This window comes from Alkalinema sp. FACHB-956, from assembly GCF_014697025.1.
In the GTDB taxonomy this organism is placed as follows: Bacteria; Cyanobacteriota; Cyanobacteriia; order Leptolyngbyales; family Leptolyngbyaceae; genus Alkalinema.
Genome location: NZ_JACJRC010000015.1, coordinates 102,803 through 123,803 on the forward strand (window position 1 = coordinate 102,803; position 21,001 = coordinate 123,803).

Sequence of the window (21,001 nt, forward strand, 5' to 3'; positions counted from 1 at the left end):
TGTGTAAACGTCAAAAAACAGTCTAGCGCTTTCTAAGTTAGATGGTAGTACGTTTATATCATGAACCGTAGGTAATGGATCTGGCCACGCGGGTCATTGAGGGTTCCGGTCTCAGCATCCCGATTTTTGATGGGGCGCACAACAACGGCAAGGGACGGTATTTGTCGGAGCCGGAGATTATTAAAAACTCTTTGCTGGAACAGATGTTTGAGCCAGAGGAGTTGCAATCTCTGCTGCTCGTAAAAATTGACAATCGTAATCCTGATGCAAATCATCTGCGGGCGCGTAGTTTTGCCGATGGCACTTCGCGGCGGCTCACATTTAGTTCTGGCAACAGTTACTACTTTGCAGATGACGATTTGCGTAAGAACATCCGTCGATTGTTCGCAACAGAGCCGGATGCCGCTTGTCGGTATGGTTCTCTATTAGTGAGTAACTGCTACAAAGGGTCTGACACGTTGGAGAACCTGCGGGTCAAAATTGTGGATTTCAATGACCCGGAGTATTCCCACTACAAGACTGGAGATTGTCACGGTAAGATTTCGCCGCAACTTGCTCGTCAATTAGGGGGTGAGCAAAATTGCCCGTTTCAATTCCGATTTGCCTGGAGGAAGCAATGGGCAGAAGGAAGCGAGCAAAGCTGCCCTCGCGTCAGTTTCTTATCTAAGGGAACGCTACTGCCCGATGCCCGACTGACTGAGGCAGAGGGCTATGACATCATCATGGATCGATCGTCGATCAAGGGCATTAAAAAGGCCCGATTGGATGCGCTGATTCCCTGTGGAGATTATGAGTTTCCGCAAGCCGCCATGGGCAACCGGGGCAATGCCAGAGCCACCAGTTACGACAATAGCTGGCAATTTACCATCTGGTATTCCGAGGATGCAGTGCGGCAGGATTTGAAGCAGCCGACTGAGAAAAAAGCCAAAGTTTTGGCAGATTTACAGCGAAATCCTTTGGCACTGGCGCGGTACATCGTGCAGGAATACGACAAGGAACAACAACGGCGACAAGAGCGATCGGAAGAAGAATTTGAGGATGAGGATGGTAATGCCAACAGCCATGTGCAGGAATCTCGCTGGATTTCACTGCTAAGAAGCGACAAATATGGGCAATTGGTTGAAACGCCCAAGTTTTGGAAGTTTGCAACGGATTATGTGGCAGGTAGATGGCGAGATTTAGCGATTAAGAGCGGCTACAGTCATAGTTCTGGTATGGCAATGCCATCGGATGATTTACCGCGTGGCACGGTTTGTGTGCCTCATCTACCCGAAGGTGATGTGATTTTGACCCGCTACCCGATCGTTAACTCAGACAATATTCGTCTCTACCACAACAGCCACGACCCGGAACTCAAAAAAACTCGTAATGTCATCTGGATAAATCCCAAAGATGCGGAGGAATATCATCAGGCAGACTTCGATGGTGATCAACTCATGGTTAGCCCTGCCAGCCAGTTGCCTAATCTTGCCAAAGAAACGCTGCGAGCGGGCGAGCCAGGACGCTTTGAAGCGGTGAAACAACGCCCTAAGCTGGCTTATAGCGAAGTTGTCACCGATGAGGGTGGTTTGAAGTACCAGAATCTGGCTCAGATTGCGGCGGCGGCGAATCAGAACAAGGTGGGATTGGTGGCAACCAACATTGGGCGGGTGCAATCGTCGATGCCGGGGGAAGGGGAGAATGTCGAGCGGTTTGAGCGCCGTCAACGTAAACTGCTTAACCGTCTGTTTCAGGCACTTCAGGTCGAGGTCGATGCGCCCAAAAGTGCAGAGCGGTTGGAGGATATCAAGGAGATCGAAGGGGAGAATCTGCTTTCGGATGCAAAACGCTGGTCAGAATCTCATCCCAGTCACTTTTTTGACTTTAAGAAGGACGATCGCCTCTATCGCAGTTTTGCCATGCCTGCGGACGCTCCCGGTTCGATCAATGTTCTTGCCAGGGAGGTGGTCAATCCGTTGTGGGAGCCGACTCGGATTCGCAGCCGCGATCGCCATGAGTTCCGCTATCTATTTCCCAAAGATGATTTGTCTGTGGATGCGTTGGAGTGGGCAGAGGAACTGAAGACCCGGTTCCAGCAAGCCAGGGATGAGATTCAGGAACGGGTGGGAGAAGACCGGGATGCTTTCAATGAGGAATTGGGCAAGCTTTACGACAGTTATCGAGCCGAAATCAATGAATTGTTTCCGACTCCAAAGGAACGGTTTGAAGGAGCTGCGGCACTCTGGTATACCCAGCACACGCGCCCAGAAATGGATCGACATCGTCGGGATTGCCTGGCATTGGCAGAGCAGATGGATATCACCTTTGCCCTTCAGCATGGCTATGAAGTACCCAGTGAAGCGCTACCCAGAGATGCCTATGTGTTGAGTGTACCGTTTGGGTCGGATGCGATTCGGTGGAAGGAAACCCTGGAGCAAAAAGGCATTCAATTTGATGCGATGATTCATCCGCAGCTACCGATGATTGAGTTTGCGCTCAAAGATCTTCCGCCCCGTTTGGTTGAGAAGCTAGAGGCTAAGTTCGCTCAGAACGTCAATGATCTGGATACGCTTCATGTACCCGATGATTTGCGAATTATTCCTCCTGCTGATCACATCTGGGCAGAATCGCGGCAGGACTCAGGAGTAGGGGCACTGGCATACAACCTGTTTACAGAGGAAGTTTGTCAGCAGCTTCAGGCATTTCAGTTCGATGAGATTAAGGTTTTGGGCATCCGCCACAATGACTTTGCTAGGGAGAACTTTGCCAGTAAGCAATGGCGCAATCAAACTGTGAGCATTCAGGTAGGGGAGTTTGAACTGCCGGAATCGCATCCAGAGTACTACCGTTATAACGGCACCCCGATCGTCCAGATCGACGATAAGAACCTGGGCACCTTCTCACCGGATACCCCTAAGCTACCGATCGGGAGTTCTTTTGAAGCTAATCTACGTCCTGAAGGTTCCAGTGTGGTGCTGAAGTTGAACCCTGATTCCATTCAACTTCCTGAGCCAGTCCTCCCTAGTGCCGAAGCTGTTCAAAGTTCTGAACTGGATAGAGATCAATGGCGTAGGGAGATGTTTTCAGGACTGGTGACAGCCGTAGCCACAACCTATGAACAGCGGCGGTCAGGTGATTCTGAAATTGCTCAGTTTAAGATAGGTGACCAATGGACTGCCTACGTTCAACCCACAGGTGACTTTATTGTTCGGAATGAAGCGAGGCGCACGATTTGTCGAGGAAATCTGCATACGGGTGAGGAAACGGTGCCATTGTCAGAGGATTCTGCTGGTGAATTGGAGGGGATGTTGGTGGAGAGGGAGCGACCAATGCATTCTGATAGGAAGACAAGGAAGCTAGGATTGATTAGTAGAACAAGTACTGAATTAATTTAGACGGCTAAAGTTCTTCTTAGGAAGGAGAATAATCCTGTTTTGTCGGATCGCTTAACTCCTGTAAGCGATCGCGATCCAGTAATTCAATTTGTGAGCTATTCACGGCAATTAATCCTTCACTGCTGAGGTAATAAAAGGCTCTAGAGAGAGTTGCCGGAATGGTTCCCAGCGTCGAAGCCAGTTGACTTTTGGTTAGATCAAGTGTCACGACATTAGTGGGATGAGATCGCTTAGAAGACCCACCAGTGCCAGAATGGCTCAACTTGAGTAAGTAAGAGGCTAATCGTTGCGGTACATCCTTAAACGATAATTCTTCAATTACGCCCGTAAGATGTCGCAAGTGTTGCGAAAGACTGATCAGCATATTGATTGCAATGTCAGGATGCTGATGGAGTAAGTCTAGAAATGCCTTGCGGGGAAAAAAGATCAACTCTGTCGGTTCCAATGTGGCGGCTGAGGCGGGAAAGGGTTTTCCATCCAGGGCAGCAACTTCAGCAAAGTTCTCTCCAGACTCAAAAATATTGAGAATTTGTTCTTTGCCCGTGAGCGACACTTGAAAGACTTTTACACGTCCACTTTTAACAACAAAAAAGCCTGTGGCTTCGCTGCCCTGCTTAAACAGCAGTTCTCCCTTGCTGAGAGACTGTACCTGAGCAATCTGAACGATGGGAATCAGTTGTGACCTTGATAAACCCTGAAAAACCAGCGTTCCCTGCAACCAATTGCTTAGATCACGTTCGCTTGCCATCTCTTTATTACTTTTGGATCACAACTTTCACCCAATCTTGGAACTATTTTAAGTTTGGAGAATTGAGCGCCTGCTTGAAAAGCTGATTTTTGTGAGATTTGCATATAAAACTTTGATTTTGTTTAAACAAATTTAACACCATCCCAAAATTAAGAATCTTTCAAGAACTGTTTTGACTTAAGTCAAAGCCTTCTGAGGCTGGGTTCGCCTACTCTTGATGCGAGGCACTTAGATTGTGGGAGCAGATACATACAATCATGTCCTTAAGTTGATTCTGAGAATTATCGCATGAGCCTCGTTCTGTTCAATCCCATCCTCGTTGATAACCTACTGAAACGGCACTTATGGCAAATCCAACCTTTGATATTGCGGTGACGGCTCGTGAGCGCCCTCGGCAGTTCAGCCTTCCAGCATGGCTGGTGCTGATTTGCTTAGTCACTTTTACGGTTTTAATTTCGGCGGGTGCTGCCATTTATAAAAACGCCCCCCCCATTCCAGCAACGGTTGTATCGCCACAGCAAGAAATCATTCTGACCCAAGAAAACATTCAATCGGGGCAGGAAACCTATTTAGCAAGAGGTGGACAACACATTGGTAGTGTTTGGGGGCATGGGAGCTATTTGGCTCCCGACTGGACAGCGGATGTGTTGCATCGTTGGGGCTTGGCAACGGCTGGCGTGTTATACAACGGTGATTCAGGTTTTAATCAAAGCAATTTAGAAGCCTTATCAGAAGTCGATCGCGCTACTCTCCAGGCAAAAGTCAAGCATGAATTTAAGACCAATCGTTACGACGCTGATACTGGTTCGCTGACCTTAACTTCAGCACAAACTCAGGCACTCCAAAAGGTCTTTGATGAGTACCACACGTTGCTATCTCAAGGATCAGCCGTTCATTCCATTCCCAGTGGGTGGTTCACAGATGAGACGCAAATTCGGGATGTCACGGCTTTCTTTACCTGGACAGCCTGGGCTGCATCCGCAAATCGTCCCAATGCGCCGTTCTCGTACACAGCCAACTTTCCCCATGACGATCTGATTGGCAACCAGGCTCCTGGTCAGTTTTTAATTTGGTCGATTGTCTCGGTGATTGTGTTGATTGCCGCGATCGCCCTCTTTCTATTCGTGTATCTCACCCAGGAAGATGCCGAAGAGGTGCAACCCGTTGCGGCTCGTCCAGCGATTCGGATTGCGACTCCCAGCCAGAAGGTGACGACCCTATTTTTTGGGGTTGCCATGGCGTTGTTCTTTGTGCAAATCCTCATGGGTATGGTGACGGCGCACTATGCTGTCGAAGGCGATGGCTTTTATGGCGTGCCAATTCAACAGTATTTACCCTATGCTGCGTCGCGCACCTGGCATTTGCAACTGGCGGTCTTCTGGATTGCCACCTGTTGGCTAGCGGCAGGACTGTATTTTGGACCGCGCTTCGGCAAACATGAACCCAAGTTCCAAGCCTGGGGCAATGGTGCGTTGTTGGTCGCCTTGACCGTCGTTGTCGTTGGTTCCCTCATTGGTGCTTGGGCTGGGGTTCAAGGCTACCTGGGCGACAAGAGCTTCTGGTTTGGGCATCAGGGATACGAATATGTGGAACTGGGTCGTCTCTGGCAACTGCTGTTGATTGGCGGCATGGTCTTCTGGCTGTGGCTGATGTTTCGCGCTCTCAAACCCGCTCTAAAAGCTGAAGGCAGCAAAACTGGATTGAATCACTTTTTTCTCTACAGTGCCATTACCATTCCTTTGTTCTATGCGTCGGGATTGATGTACACCAACCATACGCCATTAAGTATTGCGGAGTATTGGCGCTGGTGGGTGGTGCATCTGTGGGTCGAAGGGTTCTTTGAGGTATTTGCAACCGTGGCGATCGCCTACCTGTGTAGTGAGCTTGGTTTCCTCAAGCGTTCCTCCGCCCTACGTGCCACCTATCTCACCACCATTCTTTATCTCGGTAGCGGTGTGATTGGCACGTTGCATCACCTGTACTTTGCCGGAACACCCGTATTTATCACCGCTATGGGGTCTGTTGCTTCAGCGCTAGAAGTGGTGCCGCTGACGCTGATTGGCTTTGAAGTGGTGAAGTCATTGAAGCTTTCCCAGGAAGCCCAAGGATTTTATCGGATGCCGCTCAAGTTCTTTATTGCCACCTGTTTCTGGAATCTAGCGGGCGCGGGTGTGTTTGGGTTCTTGATTAACCCACCCATCGTCCTCTACTACTCTCAAGGGTTGAACACCACGCCGATTCATGCCCACTCTGCTCTCTATGGCGTGTATGGTTCTCTGGCGATCGCCCTGATGCTGTTTGCGCTGCGAGAAATTACCCCCGATCGCGCCTGGGATGAGAAGAACCTCAACTTCTCCTTCTGGTGGATTAATACTGGACTGGTCGTGATGATGGTGTGCGGTTTGATTCCTAACGGCTTCTATCAACTGGTGCAATCAGTCAATCATGGCACTTGGTATGCCCGCAGTGCTGAGGTGATCAGTTCCCCCTGGATGCAGTGGACGGTGTGGCTCCGCATCCCCGGAGACATCATCTTCACGGTGGGAGCGATGATGCTGGTATATTGCGTCGGGCGAGCTGTGGTGGGCATTTTCCACCAACCAACCCAAGCTCAGCCGACCGATCATCTAATGGCAGAATCCTCCGTTCACTAAGTGGCTTAAATAGGTAGCTCGCTTTGCGATCGGGCTACCTGTCCTTCTCAACCGCATAGGTCTCCCGAATTGATTAAAAGGAGAAAAGTAGAATGACGATCATTCAAATCAATGACACAGTTGGCGCTATCGTCCGTGATCACCCCGCCCTCTCGCGTCTGTTTGAGCAAGTTCAGGTCGATTACTGCTGCGGTGGGCAAAAGACCCTAGCCGAGGCGTGTGCCAAGCGGGGAATTGATCCACAAACCTTCTTGACTGAGCTAGAAACCTGGGCGGCGACAACTCCCCCGCCAGAGGTGAACCTCACGGATCTCTCCTTGACGGAATTAGCCGATCACATCGAGCGCATCCATCATGCTTACCTCCACACCGAGCTGCCTCGGTTAGAAAAAATGGTGACCAAAGTGGCTGCCGTTCATGGCGACAAAGAACCCCGATTGGTTCAAGTCAAAGGCATTTTTCTGGCGCTGTCAGCAGAACTGAAAACCCACCTGATGAAAGAAGAACAAATCCTGTTTCCCATGATTCGGCAGTTAGAAGCCAGCGACACCCTGCCGACCTTCCACTGTGGCACCGTTGCCAATCCGATTCATCGCATGGAATTGGAACACGATGAAGCTGGGGAAGCCTTGCGCGAATTGCGGCAACTCACCGATGATTTCACTCCGCCAGAGTGGGCTTGCAATACCTATCGGGCGCTGCTCGATGCCTTGCACACCTTTGAGCAAGATATGCACCAGCACGTTCACAAGGAAAATAATGTGCTGTTTCCGCGTGCGATCGCCCTGGAACAACAAATAGCCTTTTAGCCAAACCTAAAATAGCCTCAAACTGCTTCGATCGTCACACCGTTGCAGCTTGAGGTTTCAACTCACAGACCTGCACCTCTCGGCGCGACACAATCCGCAACTCATGGGGATATCGTGGACGCGGATCATTCACTAACCAAATAGGAGGCACCAGCATGGCTTCGTAATAATCAATTTGATACAAAATCCCTGGTGCTGCTTTGAGTTCTACCGTAGTCCCTGGTAAGTACTCAAACATTTCATCCCAGTCAATGAGTGATTCGGTATTCTTCATGCTCACTCCGATCGCCTCAAAAACCGTCACTCCTAACTTGTGCAGAGTGGAGATCCTTCCTGTGCGACCTAACAATAGAAAGCGCTGCGATCTAAGATCATCTCCCCGTGATCTGGAACCCAGGCAACCCAGGTTGTGGGCGACTCCTGGCAAAGCAATTTCGCTTCATCAAAGGCATAGTCACTGAGGGTTTGGAGCAATCTAACCCAGGTATCCCGGTTGTAGGTGATGTGGCACACGGGGTTCCAACCAGCAGCGATCGCCCGTTCTAGTGGGGATGCTGGGGCATAATCTAAGGCTGTCTGAAGGGACATAGGCTTTCTCCAGCTCAAAGTCACTGAACTCACCAAGTTACTTTTTCCCAGTGAGATCGAGAAGAAGTAAGTCAAATGATTTCTGTATCTATTTTTACAGAATGGCTCAATATCTGCGAGACAGCCCAGAATAAATTAACAAATCCTGACATAGTTGATAATTAACATTCATCGGTAAACGCTTATGCTGTTCAAGCTTTTGGTGATTCTACATACTCTAGGAGCGACGGTTTGGACGGGTGGACATCTGGTGCTTGCTGTCACAGTGCTCCCTCAAGCCTTAAAAAACCGTGACCACGATCGCATCCATCAATTTGAAGAACACTTCGAGGGCTTTGGGCTACTGTCCCTCCTCTTACAAGTGATTACCGGGCTATGGCTTACCTGGACTTACTTTCCTGGTTTCCAGAACTTTTTAGCGTTCGACTCGTACCTGTCGCAATATATTGGAATGAAGTTGCTTGGCTTGCTGGGAACCTTAGCGCTGGCGATTCATGCCCGGTTCTTCATCATCCCCAACCTGACCAAAGAGAACCTCAATTCCCTGGCTTATCATATTGTTGGTGTAACTACCCTGGCCGTGTTGTTTGTTGTCATCGGAGCCGGAATTCGGTTGGGCGGACTGTCATAAAGGTAGTCCGCGACTTTAAGAAGCGGATCTTCCTTTCTAGCTATGCTTGATGCTGAAAAGTTGGATTATTGCCAATGGCACATCCCAACAGGTTCGCGTGTTTGTTTAGCCCTGCTGCAACTGGAAGATCTCGACATCATCCACCGATGGAAAAGTCAGATCGACGTTTCCTACTTGACATCTAAAGCCATTCAACACCCTTCTCTAGCAGACCGCCAACGACGGTTACAGGAGGGCGTTCTCTCAGTATTTGCGATCCGCCGCACCACCGACCATCAACTCATCGGCGAGATTAGCTTATACAACCTCAACCCGAAAAATCGATCGGTAGGGGTGGGCTACTTCACGGGGGTAGACTACCGCCGCCGAGGCTATACAAAAGAAGGGTTGTGGCTTTTGATCAATTACCTATTTCAAGTCGTAGGGCTGAACAAGGTCATGGCCGATACCGGCGCATTTAATGACGCCTCGATCGCGTTACTGCGATCGCTAGGGTTTCGGCAAGATGGTTGTCTGCGGCAGCACCAACTTCTGGATGGAGTTCTCCATGATCAACTCCTTTTCAGTGTGTTAGCCGAGGAATGGCAGGGAAAATAGGGATGAACACTGGCTTTAATCGACTGAGAGGGCAAATAAGTCGGACATTAATGATGAATGCGTTCAGCATTTTCGATAAAAGTAAGCATGGGGAGATTAGAACTAACTGCTGAAACCGATTCAGCCGAGAGCATAGTTCAAGTTGAAAATATTTATGCAATTAAGACATTAAGATGATGTAATTTTTGCATAATTCATGTTTCTAAATCTTCAGATTTTTGCCAGCCTAAGGATACCTCCAGAGCGGTGAACAGTATGGATGATAAAACACAGAAAATTATGGCAATCCAGAAAGCTAAACCTTCAGGCGGTACAATTACTTCGGACAATTTTGAGCTTTGGGCATTTGCTGTGAGACAGCAAATGCTGAATTGTCTGAAAAAACGAACCAGGCAATAGCAGGGCATTTTGAACGGCTCAAGTCACAGATCGCGCAGGCCATCTAGTTTATGACACCTTCTCAACCCAACCTCTCACAACCTGCTGCTGCCCAGTCTGAAAAGGCTGTTTCCCGTGCCCCAGACTGGTATCACCCGATATTCTCGCCAGAGCATGGGGTTTATGTCATGTTATCTGTGTCCTTCCTGACGGGTGCCGCTGCTGCCCAGCAATGGACTTGGGCAACGACCCTGGCACTCATCTGTGCCTTTGCAGGGTTTCAAGCTGAGCATCCCTTGACGCTCCAGATTAAGCAGCGCCGCAGTTGGAAACCTCGGTTTCTGATTTGGGGTGGTTTTTATGGTGGCATTGCCTTCGGCACTGCGGTTTACCTATCTCTGCAAACGCCCCTGTTACTTTGGTTGTACCTGGGGGCGATCGTGGCTCTTGTCATTGATGCAGTTTCGGTCTTCTATCGGCAACAAAAATCATTTGCCAACGAACTCCTCACCTTTGCGGCTGTTTGTTTGGCGGCACCGGTCGCCTATGTTTCTGTAACGGGAACCTGGACGCTATCTGTGTTGGGGTTGTGGCTCCTCAATACGCTGTTTTTTAGTAGTTCCATTTTTACCGTCAAACTGCGTAAGCCCAGAACTGCATCACTCGTACCAGGGTTGATTTATCATGCGATCTCCACTGGGATCATCATCGGACTCTGGTTCATTGGCTGGCTGGCACCGATTACAGCAATTGGGTTTGGGGTCGCGCTGCTCAAACTGGGCTTGATTCTCATAGGGCAGGACTGGTATCGCACTACTCCGATTCAAAATGTTGCCATCCTAGAAACCACGTCTGCCCTGATATTTTTGTTGATTGTGGCACTCTCACTTCTCCCGGCTCGTCTTGCTTAGCTGGACTGCAAGCTGGTGAGGGAAGGGAGCATTCCTAACTTGTCTAAAGCCTGAGCGATCGCTTCGGTGCGGCTTTGCACACCTAACTTGTGATAAATACTCTCCAGATGTTTGCGGATGGTGCTGGGGTGAACATCAAGATGTTTAGCGATCGCTTGATTCGCTTCTCCTCGCATCACCCAAAATAACACTTCGGTTTCGCGGGAACTTAAGCCTAATAGCTCTAGTACTGGCAGGAGTGAGAGTGTGTGTTCTTCCAGTAATAAGAGATAACGTCCTTGTAGCGATTCAACAACTAACTGAATCACCAATTGTTTATCATTCTGCTCAATGCGTAAGGGTAAAAAGGATGTGGTTTGATTTGATGTTTGAGTTGAAGCGACTTGATATCTGATCCAAGCCCAAAGTGAAGTAGGAACTTGACTTCGTTCTAGTGTTTTACCGAAGTAGGATTCTAAGTATTGGTTAGCTTGTGGAGTGATCCATTCAATTTGTCCAGAAGTGTCTAAAATGATTAACCCGATATGAGTCAATAATTGTTGCAATTGGATTAAACGTTGCTGCACTTGTTGATAGCGTTGAGCATTGCAATAAGCTTGAAACAGATGGGGACGCAGGAGATTGAGCAGGAGACGATCGCGCTCGGTGAAGTTGCGTTGGCTGCGATTCAGGGCAATTCCAGCCATAGACAAATCTGCTTGCAAATACTCATTCCAGTTCTGAGGGGAGATTGGCGGTAGAAACATCACCATCTGATCCTCACAGCCTACAACCCCCAAATATTGCTGATACAACCCCTCTAAGTGATGGAACTGCCTAGAAGTCATAAAATCTGAGATTTTATAGGCTCCGGTGAATGTGAGTGGCATGTTCTGGACGATGGGGTGTTCTCCCCAGTGACTTCTCACGACTTGATCCATTTCCGGCGTAAAACCAGGATGATCAGGCAAAAACGCACGAGACACTTCATGCGATCGCGCATTCGTCATGTGAAACTCTGGCACATCACTGGGCACCAACCGATTGACAATCTCCAGGGCTTTCACACCAAAAGAACTCAGGTCATGCAGGGCATAGAGATCTTGAATAGCATGCAAAAGCTGCTGAGTATCTTGCGATGTCAGAGTTTCCATAGAATGCAGCACCTAATGGTGGGGATACTGTAATTAACTCGCAATCAAACCAAAAACTCCAGACATTGTAACGAACCTTTCATATATACCTGGGTCAAAGATCGAATTGACCCGGCAGCGCCAAACGGTTATCCCTTAAATCAGGCATTATTTTCCAGGTTTCAGAAGGCAATGAATCTGACTGGTCAAGAAATAAACCATTAGTAGTTGCCAGATCCCTCTTAAAATGGGCAATCGCCGCTTTTCAATTTCCCCTTGCTTCTCCCGGCAAAATACCTATGGACAAGCTATCCCCTGCATTCCAGCATCCGACCTCGTCGTATCAGGAAAATCGACAGAACAGTACTACTGCGACGGCGGACAATAATTATTTTGTGACTCCCCCGGCTGTGTCGCTGCCCAAAGGTGGGGGGGCTATTAAAGGAATGGGGGAGAAATTTGCTGCTAATCCGGTCACAGGTACGGGTTCCATGTCAGTCCCAATCGCCACTAGCCCTGGTCGTTCTGGATTTGGCCCACAGATCTCCCTATCCTATGACTCTGGATCTGGTAATGGTACCTTCGGCTTTGGCTGGAGTTTGTCCCTACCCTCAATGACCCGTAAAACGGATAAGGGGCTACCGCGCTATGACGATGCCACTGAATCGGATGTCTTTATCCTATCGGGGGCTGAAGATCTAGTACCTGTTCTGGTTCAGAATGCTGAGGGGAGGTGGCACTCAGAAAGTCTTCCTGATCGCACGGTGAATGGCAAGACCTATGCCATCAAACGCTATCGACCCCGGATTGAGGGACTGTTTGCTCGCATCGAACGGTGGACTAATATTGCTGATGCCACTGATGTCCATTGGTGCTCCATCTCGAAAGACAATATCCTGACGCTCTACGGTCAGGATGCAAACTCTCGCATTGTTGATCCAGAGGATCCGCGCCGCATCTTTAGTTGGCTAATTTGCGAGACTCGCGATGATAAGGGCAATGCGATTCTCTACACCTATAAGCTAGAGGACGGGATGGGAGTGGATCTGGGCCTTGCCCATGAGCGGAACCGAGGTGATCGCACTGACCCACGACGCACTGCCAACCGCTACCTCAAGCGCATCCGCTACGGCAATCGCATATCTCTACTGGATGCTAATGGGCACAGACCCCACTTCTTGGCCCAGTCTGCAATCGACAGTGCGGGTTGGATGTTTGAGGTGGTGTTCGACTACGGCGAACATGATGCGAAGGCACCAACCTTTGGAGATTTGGGAGACTGGGACTATCGCCATGACCCCTTTTCAAGTTACCGTGCGGGTTTTGAAGTGCGTACTACTCGTCTGTGTCAGCGGGTATTGATGTTTCATCACATTCCTGATTTGCCAAACGGGACAAAGGGCTATGACGGCTTAGTGCGATCGACGGACTTCACCTATGCCTATGAGAAAAATCCTCAGGATGTTCGCAATCCCGTCTATTCGTTCTTGGTGTCCGTCACTCAATCCGGGTATCAGCGGGATGGTAAAGGGGGCTACTTGCAAAAATCCCTGCCTCCTCTGGAATTTACCTACAGTCAGCCAGACATTGATGAAACAGTGCGGCAGGTCGATCGCGCCAGCCTAGAAAACTTACCCGAAGGCTTGGATGGCAGTCGCTACCAGTGGGTAGATTTGGACGGAGAGGGACTGTCGGGAATTCTGACGGAACAGGGGAATGGGTGGTTTTACAAGCGGAATCTTAGCCCGATTAATGAGGTTCAAGCGGGTGGAAAGCAACAGGTTGAGGCGAAGTTTGCGGCGGTTCAACGGGTCGCGAGTAAACCTGCAAGTGGGCTGGGGGATGGGGCACAGTTTCTCGACTTGGCGGGGGATGGGCAACCGGATTTGGTGACGTTACGAGGAGCTGTACCTGGATTTTACGAACGGACATCGGATCAGGAGTGGAAAAATTTTGTGCCGTTGAAGTCTTTCCCCAGGCTGGATTGGGAGGATCCGAACCTTAAATTCATTGATCTGAATGGGGATGGGCACAGCGATATTTTGATCACAGAAGACCATTGTTTTGTCTGGTATCCTTCTCTGGCGGAAGATGGGTTTGGTCCAGCACAGCGGGTCTATCAGCCTTGGGACGAAGAAAAGGGACCGCGTGTGGTGTTTGCTGATCGGACTCAGGCGATTCATCTGGCGGATATGTCAGGGGATGGGCTGACGGATATTGTGCGAATTGATCATAGGGAGGTGTGCTACTGGCCAAATTTAGGCTATGGGCGCTTTGGGGCGAAGGTGACGACGGATCACCCACCCCGATTTGACTGCCGCGAAATCTTTGATCCGCGTCGGATTGTGTTGGCGGATATTGATGGGTCGGGGACGACGGATATTCTGTATCTCTGTGCTGAAGGGGTACAGGTTTATTTCAATCAATCGGGAAATAGCTGGTCGGCAAAGCGAGTGCTGAGATCGTTCCCGAAGATCGATGGCGTGGCGGCGGTGACGGCGATCGATCTGTTGGGCAATGGCACGGCTTGTTTGGTGTGGTCATCTGCCTTGCCAGGAAATGCGCGTCGGGAAATGCGCTACCTGGATCTGATGGGAAGCCAGAAGCCGCACCTATTGGTGAAGATGGTGAATAATTTGGGGGCAGAAACGACGGTACAGTATGCGCCTTCGACGAAGTTTTATTTGCAAGACCAATTGGCTGGAAAGCCCTGGATTACGAAACTGCCGTTTCCGGTGCATGTGGTGGAAAAAGTCACCGTTCGTGATACGTGGCGGAAGACTTCATTTTCGAGTACTTACAGCTATCACCACGGTTATTTTGATGGTTTTGAGCGAGAGTTTCGGGGTTTTGGGCGGGTTGAGCAATTCGATGTAGAGTCCTATGGTGAGTTTGCCAATGGTAATTCTGCTAGCCCCTATATCACGCTTGATAAGACGCTTTATCAGCCGCCAATTAAAACGGTGACGTGGCATCACACGGGGGCGCTCCTTGAAAATCAACGCATCCTGGCGCAGTTTGAGCACGAGTATTTCCCCCGCTGGTTCGAGGATCTGAAACCGGGTGTTGTCAATGTGCTGGGCACTTTTCAGGAGAATGACTTACCAGAACCTGACCTGGTTGCTCAAGATCTGGACACCGAAGAATGGCGGGAAGCTTTACGCGCTTGCAAAGGCATGATGCTGCGCCAGGAGGTGTATGAGCTGGATGTGGATGCGTTAGAGCAGGGCAAACATCGCCCGGTGAAATTGTTCTCGACTGCCTATCACAATTGCCATATTCAGCGGCTACAGGGGAGAGGGAGCAATCCCCATGCGGTTTTCCTGGTGACTGAAAGCGAGGCAATTACTTACCACTATGAGCTAGATCTGACCTCAGATCATCTGACTCCTGATCCTCGGATTGCCCACACGTTGAATCTAAAAAGTGACGAATACGGTAATATTTTGCAATCCGTGGCAGTAGTGTATCCCCGCTTGGGGCAATTTCAAGATCCTACGCTCCCAGCTAATTCCCTAAACCTGATTCGCCAAGTCCAACGGGAAACCCATCTGGCTTACACGGAGACTCGCTATACCCAGGATGTTGACACAGCTGAAAGCTATCGTTTGCGCGTTCCCTGTGAAGTTCTGACTTATGAACTGACGGGGATTAGCCCAGAAGATGCGAGCGATCGCTCCAGTCCTGACCCGCGCGATAATCGTTACTTTGACCTGGATGAACTCCGCCGTTTCCGTCTGAGTCTGGTGTATCAATCTACAGGTGAAGTGGTGCAGGACATTGCTTACCACCAGCTACCGAACCGGACAACTCCACAGAAGCGTTTAGTCGAGCACGCTCGGACGCTCTTCTTTAAAGATGATGGGTTGGTACTCAGTGATCCGCTACCTTTGGGGCAGTTGGGGCGGTTGGGGTTGGTCTACGAAAACTACAAGTTGGCGCTGACGGAAGATCTGCTGGGTGCGGTCTTTGGGGCGAAGTTGGGGACAGAGGAGCGGAGCAAGTTATCGAATGCTCGGGTCAGCGGTTATCTCAGTGGTGCATCGTTGGCGACTCGCTTTCCAGGCATCGATACCACGGGGCAGTATTGGGTGCGATCAGGGATTGCGGGGTTTGAGCCGGATGCGGCGCAGCATTTCTACTTACCAGAACGCTATACCGATCCTTTTGGCAATATTACGACGCTGAAATACGACCTGCGTGACCTGTATGTGGAATCCAGTACTGACATGCTGGGGAACACAACCCGCATCACGGAATTTGACTTTCGGGTGATGGCTCCACGGGAAATGCAGGACATCAATCACAATCTCTCGGAGGTCTACTTTGATGCCTTAGGATTGCCTACGGCGATGGTGGTGAAGGGCAAGGGAACTGAGGGAGACAATCTGACGGGATTTAATGATGCCCTGGCGAATCCGGCATTAAACGAGTTAACAGCGTTCTTTAATGGGGCTACCTATGATGCAGCTCAGGCGCGGCGCTGGTTGGGCAATGCCACAGCTCGTCATGTTTACTATTTTGGCGAGACCCGCGATGCCGATGGTTCAATTACCTGGGGCACTCATCCTGCCTGTGCTTGCGGGATTGTGCGGGAGCAGCATCTGAGCCAGCTTGCCCCAGGGGAACAAAGCCCGCTGCAAGCCAGTTTTGAGTACTCTGACGGCATGGGTAGTGTGGTGGTGAAGAAGGTGCAGGCGGAGCCGGAGGCGGCGGGGCAACCGCTGCGCTGGGTGGCGAATGGCAAGACCATCCTCAACAACAAGGGTAAGCCGGTCAAACAGTATGAACCCTATTTCAGTTCCGTGGGGCATCGGTTTGAGGAACCGAAAGAAGAAGGAGTGACACCGGTCATCTATTACGATGCGGTGGGTCGGACAGTGCGTACCGAGTTGCCCGATGGTTCCTACAGCCGTGTGGAGTTTTCGCCCTGGCAGGTCGCGACGTATGACCCAAACGATACGGTGATGGAAGCGGGTAATGTCTGGTTTGCAACCAAGACAGCAGCCACGGCAACACCCGCAGAAAAGCGGGCTGCACGACTGGCTGCTGAACATGCCAATACGCCTGCCCTAACCATCCTCGACAGCCTGGGACGCGAGGTGATTGCCATTGCCCACAACCGAGTCAAGGATGCTGCGGGTGCCTTGAAGGATGAGAAGTACCTGACCTTTACGAAACTGGATGCCGAGGGGAAGCCGCTGTGGATTCGGGATGCACGGGGCAATCTGGTCATGCAGTATGTGTTTCCCTTCGCGGGCGATCATCGTCAGGAGCCAGTTCAGTTTGTCCCAACCTACGATATTGCCGGAAATTTGCTGTTTCAGCACAGTATGGATGCGGGCGATCGCTGGATGTTGAATGACGCTGCCGGAAAGCCGATGCTAGCCTGGGACAATCGCGGTCATCGATTCCATACGGCTTATGATGCACTCCATCGCCCGATCGCGGCTTTTGTGACAGGAGCCGACCTGGCGAATCGCGATCGTACAATTCAGTTTGAAAAAATTATTTATGGTGACACCCCGGATAATGGGTTGGCGAATACGCCTGAGCAGGATCAAACTCGGAATCTGAACCTTCGCGGGAAACCTTATCAACATTATGATACCGCTGGGCTGGTGACTCATTTAGGACGTAATCCAGCTACGGGAAAAGAGGAAGCGTTTGACTTCAAAGGTAATTTGTTACGCAGTACTCGCCAACTGATTCAAGACTATCAGCAAACCCCTGATTGGTCGCAGACTCCGATACTAGAAACAGAGGTGTTTAGCAGCAGTACCCGTTACGATGCGCTGAATCGTCCCATGCAAATTACCACACCAGATAACAGTGTGATGATGCCGATCTTTAATGAGGCGAATTTACTGAATCAGGTGAAGGTGAAACTGCGAGGAGCGCAGACAGAAACACTCTTTGTTAAAAATATTGACTACAACGCGAAGGGACAACGAATTCTGCTTGAGTACAGCGTTGGCGATCCAAATGTTGCGGCAAATGGGGTGCAAACTGCCTACGTCTATGAGCGAGAAACATTTCGACTGAAAACCTTAAGAACCACTCGCAAAACCGATAACACTCTCCTCCAGGGCTTGAGCTACACCTACGATCCCGTGGGGAATATCACCGAAATCAGTGATGATTCCCAGGCAATCATTTTTCACAACGGCGAACGAGTGGAACCGATGAGTCAATATGTCTACGATGCCCTCTACCGCTTGACCCAGGCAACGGGCAGGGAACATATCGGACAAACGGCGAACAACCGCCCAACAGATCGCCCGGAATTGAAGCCCCACTATGACTTCAACGACTCAACCCGCTGTAATCTCACTCATCCCAATGATTTGCAGGGAATGCGGCACTATACCCAGCAGTATGAGTATGATCCGGTGGGTAATATTTTGGCGATGTTGCACCGTGCCACAGGTGGCGATTGGACGCGGCGCTATGACTACGCAGCAGACAGTAATCGGTTGCGGACGACTACTATTCCCAGTGATGGCAATGACAATCCAATAAACATTAAAAACATCGCAACGCGCTACCATTACGACGAGCATGGCAATATGACGCAGATGCCCCATCTACCGTTGATGCGGTGGGACTTTAAGGATCAGCTTCGGGCAACGTCGCGACAGGTTCGCAATGATGGTGGCACACCCGAAATCACCTCTTTCGTTTACGATGCCAGCGGTGAGCGGGTTCGCAAAGTGACGGAACGGCAAGCCAATGTAGGGGGAACTCCCAAGCGCAAGTCAGAACGCATTTACCTGGGTGGATTTGAAATTTACCGCGAATACAACGGCGATGGCACAACGGTGACGCTGGAGCGAGAAACGCTGCACGTTATGGATGACCAGCGACGGGTGGCTCTGGTGGAAACTAAAATTCTGGATACCGCAAACCCAGCGGCTGCCTCCAACCCCATCACTCGCTATCAACTGGATAACCATTTGGGATCTGCCAGTCTGGAACTGAACCAGGATGGGAATGTGCTTTCCTATGAGGAATACCATCCCTACGGTACGACTGCGTATCAGGCAAAGAGCAGTGTGGCAGAGGTGAGTTTGAAGCGGTATCGGTATACCGGGAAGGAGCGGGATGAGGAGACGGGGCTTTCCTATCACGGGGCGCGGTATTATGTGCCGTGGTTGGGGAGATGGGCGAGCTGCGATCCGATTGGAGTTGGCGATGGATTGAATATTTATCAATATGGTCAAAATAATCCAATACTTTACTCTGATCCTAGAGGAACAGATTGCCTAACAATGCTTGGATATGATTCTGAAAACCGTGTTGCAAATCCAACTGTATGTACAAATGATCCTTATAAAGGCGGCAGTGTACCAGAAGCTAGCTTGACTGGTCCAAGTTCAATTAAGCCTAAATCTTCACCTGCACCCGCCGCCAAGCCTACTTCTAAGCCAACACCAAAAGCTACTCCGCCACAATCCAAAATGTCTGATGCCGAGAGTATGCAGAATTTGAAAGCAAAGGCAGAACAGTTTCAGCTCAAATTGACTTATCCGAAGCCATTAAGGCAGGCAATGGGGGTGGGTCAACTAGTTAGCGGGAGCCTTGAGGCTGGATCTGGTCTCCTTGCTTCTGAAACTGGTGTAGGCGCTTTTCTCTATTTACATGGTATTGATAATGCTTCATCAGGATTAGTCACTGCGTTAACAGGAGAGGCATCTCCAACTTATACCTTTCAACTTGGTAGCGGGGCAGCAAAAGCGGCTGGGGCTGACCCAAAGTTAGCTGATGCAGTTGGGCAGTCTACAGATCTCATAGGGAATGCAGCGTCAATGGGACTTTCATTGAAGGTGCCTAATATGAGTATGGCAACTCTGGAAAGTAAAGCAGGTATAGGTTCCGGGTTAGAACTGACTTTAGGAGCAGAAAATAATGTCAGCTTAGTTAAACAGACGCTTGAGCAAGCGAATTATTTGAAAGGCGGCGGTGCCCAAGGCGAAGGAGCAATTGTAAAACGCAATCAAGTATTAGGTTCGGTGGAATACAATCCAACTGGACAACGTTTCTTTGGAAGAAATACTAAACTACCTGCTACTAAGGTACACCCTGCTTTGACTACAGAACATCAAGCTATAAGTAAGCTTGTTGCAGAGGATAGGGCCTATGCCCATTATGGACCTCCTGGCGCACATGCAGAATTCAATGCTCTCAACAGAGCATATTGGGCAATAGACCCATCGGGGGCAGTACTTACATCGGCAGACTTATCCTCATTTAACATGACATCCGTTTGGCTAGGCAAGGACGGTCCATATGTCATGCCAAGATGCCCAATTTGTTGGTTTATGACTCCTAATGTTAATTATCTCGGTCCTATTGGTCCAAGATAGTGCGATCGCCCGATCGTATCGGCTGGGTTGAGGATACGAAACACAGTCAGCATCAGGATTTGCAGAATTTAAGGATTAACAGGATTAAGAAACAAAATCGGAGGAAAACAATAAATGCTGGCAGCTAAAATAATCCTGAAAATCCTCCAATCCTCTTAATCCTGATACAGACAATGATCGGCAACGAACTCACCTACAAAACAGAGCAGGATTTTCAGGATTTAAGGATTAATAGGATTAAGAAACAAAATTGGGGAGGAGCAATAAATGCTGGCAAATAAAATAATTCTGGAAATTCTACAATCCCGTAAATCCTGATGCAGACAATTATGAATGTTGGCAACGAACTCACCTACAAGATCATCGGATGCGCCATGAAAGTACATCGAACAATGGGACCCGGATTTCAAGAAGTCATTTACCAGCGTTGCCTCGCCATTGAGCTAGAACGCGCAGGACTCGCCTTCGCCCGCGAACAAGAACAACCCGTCTACTACGACGGCATCCAGGTTGGCACCCGCCGCGCCGATTTCGTCGTGGAAAATAAAGTGGTAGTGGAGCTAAAAGCCGTCGTACAACTCGAAGATGTACACCTCGCCCAAGCCAAAAATTACACCGTCGCCTACAACTTTCCCCTAGGGCTGTTGATTAACTTTGGTAACAAAAGCCTGGAACACAAACTGATATTTAATAATCGTCCGCATCAGGATTTGCAGGATTAGAGAATTAGTAGGATTAAGTACACAAGCATTGATGCAAAATTCTGAATTCTGAGAATTCTAAAAATCCTCAAATCCTAAAAATCCTGATCAATGATTAATTTTTAACCCATT

12 protein-coding genes are annotated in these 21,001 nt (G+C 49.6%); 8 read left to right on the forward strand and 4 right to left on the reverse strand.

Annotated features, from left to right (window positions below):
- Positions 1-74 precede the first annotated feature (74 nt).
- Complete coding sequence (locus H6G21_RS16260; RefSeq protein WP_199307264.1) at positions 75-3,374, forward strand: hypothetical protein; 3,300 nt, start codon at positions 75-77, stop codon at positions 3,372-3,374.
- A 16-nt stretch (positions 3,375-3,390) separates the two neighbouring features.
- Here H6G21_RS16260 and H6G21_RS16265 read toward each other — a convergent pair whose 3' ends face one another.
- Positions 3,391-4,122, reverse strand: a complete 732-nt coding sequence (locus tag H6G21_RS16265; protein WP_190574477.1) for a Crp/Fnr family transcriptional regulator — start codon at positions 4,120-4,122, stop codon at positions 3,391-3,393.
- A gap of 344 nt (positions 4,123-4,466) precedes the next feature.
- Between H6G21_RS16265 and H6G21_RS16270 the strand changes: the two genes are divergently transcribed.
- Together H6G21_RS16270 and ric are read left to right on the forward strand one after the other, a co-directional pair.
- Positions 4,467-6,776 carry a nitric-oxide reductase large subunit gene (locus tag H6G21_RS16270; protein ID WP_190574478.1) on the forward strand — a complete coding sequence of 770 codons (2,310 nt, stop codon included), beginning with the start codon at positions 4,467-4,469 and terminating at the stop codon, positions 6,774-6,776.
- A 92-nt stretch (positions 6,777-6,868) separates the two neighbouring features.
- Positions 6,869-7,585, forward strand: coding sequence for an iron-sulfur cluster repair di-iron protein (ric, locus tag H6G21_RS16275; RefSeq protein ID WP_190574479.1), 717 nt, complete (start codon positions 6,869-6,871; stop codon positions 7,583-7,585).
- Between the two features lie 34 nt (positions 7,586-7,619).
- Here ric and H6G21_RS16280 read toward each other — a convergent pair whose 3' ends face one another.
- Together H6G21_RS16280 and H6G21_RS16285 are read right to left on the reverse strand one after the other, a co-directional pair.
- Positions 7,620-7,859: a hypothetical protein gene (locus tag H6G21_RS16280; protein ID WP_190574480.1), complete on the reverse strand. Its 240-nt coding sequence runs from the start codon at positions 7,857-7,859 to the stop codon at positions 7,620-7,622.
- Between the two features lie 68 nt (positions 7,860-7,927).
- Positions 7,928-8,173, reverse strand: coding sequence for a hypothetical protein (locus H6G21_RS16285; protein WP_190574481.1), 246 nt, complete (start codon positions 8,171-8,173; stop codon positions 7,928-7,930).
- Between the two features lie 184 nt (positions 8,174-8,357).
- Here H6G21_RS16285 and H6G21_RS16290 point away from each other — a divergent pair, with 184 nt between their 5' ends.
- From H6G21_RS16290 to H6G21_RS16300, 3 genes are all read left to right on the forward strand, one after another.
- Complete coding sequence (locus H6G21_RS16290) at positions 8,358-8,804, forward strand: CopD family protein (RefSeq protein ID WP_190574482.1); 447 nt, start codon at positions 8,358-8,360, stop codon at positions 8,802-8,804.
- Positions 8,805-8,846: 42 nt separating this feature from the next.
- A complete protein-coding gene (locus H6G21_RS16295; protein ID WP_190574483.1) occupies positions 8,847-9,401 on the forward strand; it encodes a GNAT family protein in 555 nt (184 codons plus the stop codon).
- Positions 9,402-9,850: 449 nt separating this feature from the next.
- A complete protein-coding gene (locus H6G21_RS16300) occupies positions 9,851-10,690 on the forward strand; it encodes a YwiC-like family protein (protein WP_190574484.1) in 840 nt (279 codons plus the stop codon).
- On the opposite strand, the gene H6G21_RS16305 is transcribed toward H6G21_RS16300, so the two are convergent.
- A complete protein-coding gene (locus tag H6G21_RS16305) occupies positions 10,687-11,823 on the reverse strand; it encodes a helix-turn-helix transcriptional regulator (protein WP_190574485.1) in 1,137 nt (378 codons plus the stop codon). The genes H6G21_RS16300 and H6G21_RS16305 overlap by 4 nt on opposite strands.
- Before the next feature lie 278 nt (positions 11,824-12,101).
- Here H6G21_RS16305 and H6G21_RS16310 point away from each other — a divergent pair, with 278 nt between their 5' ends.
- Complete coding sequence (locus H6G21_RS16310) at positions 12,102-20,168, forward strand: SpvB/TcaC N-terminal domain-containing protein (protein ID WP_190574486.1); 8,067 nt, start codon at positions 12,102-12,104, stop codon at positions 20,166-20,168.
- A 329-nt stretch (positions 20,169-20,497) separates the two neighbouring features.
- On the forward strand, positions 20,498-20,890 hold the full coding sequence (locus tag H6G21_RS16315) for a GxxExxY protein (RefSeq protein WP_190574487.1): 393 nt from the start codon (positions 20,498-20,500) through the stop codon (positions 20,888-20,890).
- Positions 20,891-21,001 lie beyond the last annotated feature (111 nt).

Coding starts and splice junctions, on each gene's coding strand:
- H6G21_RS16260 (WP_199307264.1), top strand. CDS start 75: ATGGATCTGGCCACGCGGGTCATTGAGGGTTCCGGTCTCAGCATCCCG.
- H6G21_RS16265 (WP_190574477.1), bottom strand. CDS start 4,122: ATGGCAAGCGAACGTGATCTAAGCAATTGGTTGCAGGGAACGCTGGTT.
- H6G21_RS16270 (WP_190574478.1), top strand. CDS start 4,467: ATGGCAAATCCAACCTTTGATATTGCGGTGACGGCTCGTGAGCGCCCT.
- ric (WP_190574479.1), top strand. CDS start 6,869: ATGACGATCATTCAAATCAATGACACAGTTGGCGCTATCGTCCGTGAT.
- H6G21_RS16280 (WP_190574480.1), bottom strand. CDS start 7,859: ATGAAGAATACCGAATCACTCATTGACTGGGATGAAATGTTTGAGTAC.
- H6G21_RS16285 (WP_190574481.1), bottom strand. CDS start 8,173: ATGTCCCTTCAGACAGCCTTAGATTATGCCCCAGCATCCCCACTAGAA.
- H6G21_RS16290 (WP_190574482.1), top strand. CDS start 8,358: ATGCTGTTCAAGCTTTTGGTGATTCTACATACTCTAGGAGCGACGGTT.
- H6G21_RS16295 (WP_190574483.1), top strand. CDS start 8,847: ATGCTTGATGCTGAAAAGTTGGATTATTGCCAATGGCACATCCCAACA.
- H6G21_RS16300 (WP_190574484.1), top strand. CDS start 9,851: ATGACACCTTCTCAACCCAACCTCTCACAACCTGCTGCTGCCCAGTCT.
- H6G21_RS16305 (WP_190574485.1), bottom strand. CDS start 11,823: ATGGAAACTCTGACATCGCAAGATACTCAGCAGCTTTTGCATGCTATT.
- H6G21_RS16310 (WP_190574486.1), top strand. CDS start 12,102: ATGGACAAGCTATCCCCTGCATTCCAGCATCCGACCTCGTCGTATCAG.
- H6G21_RS16315 (WP_190574487.1), top strand. CDS start 20,498: ATGAATGTTGGCAACGAACTCACCTACAAGATCATCGGATGCGCCATG.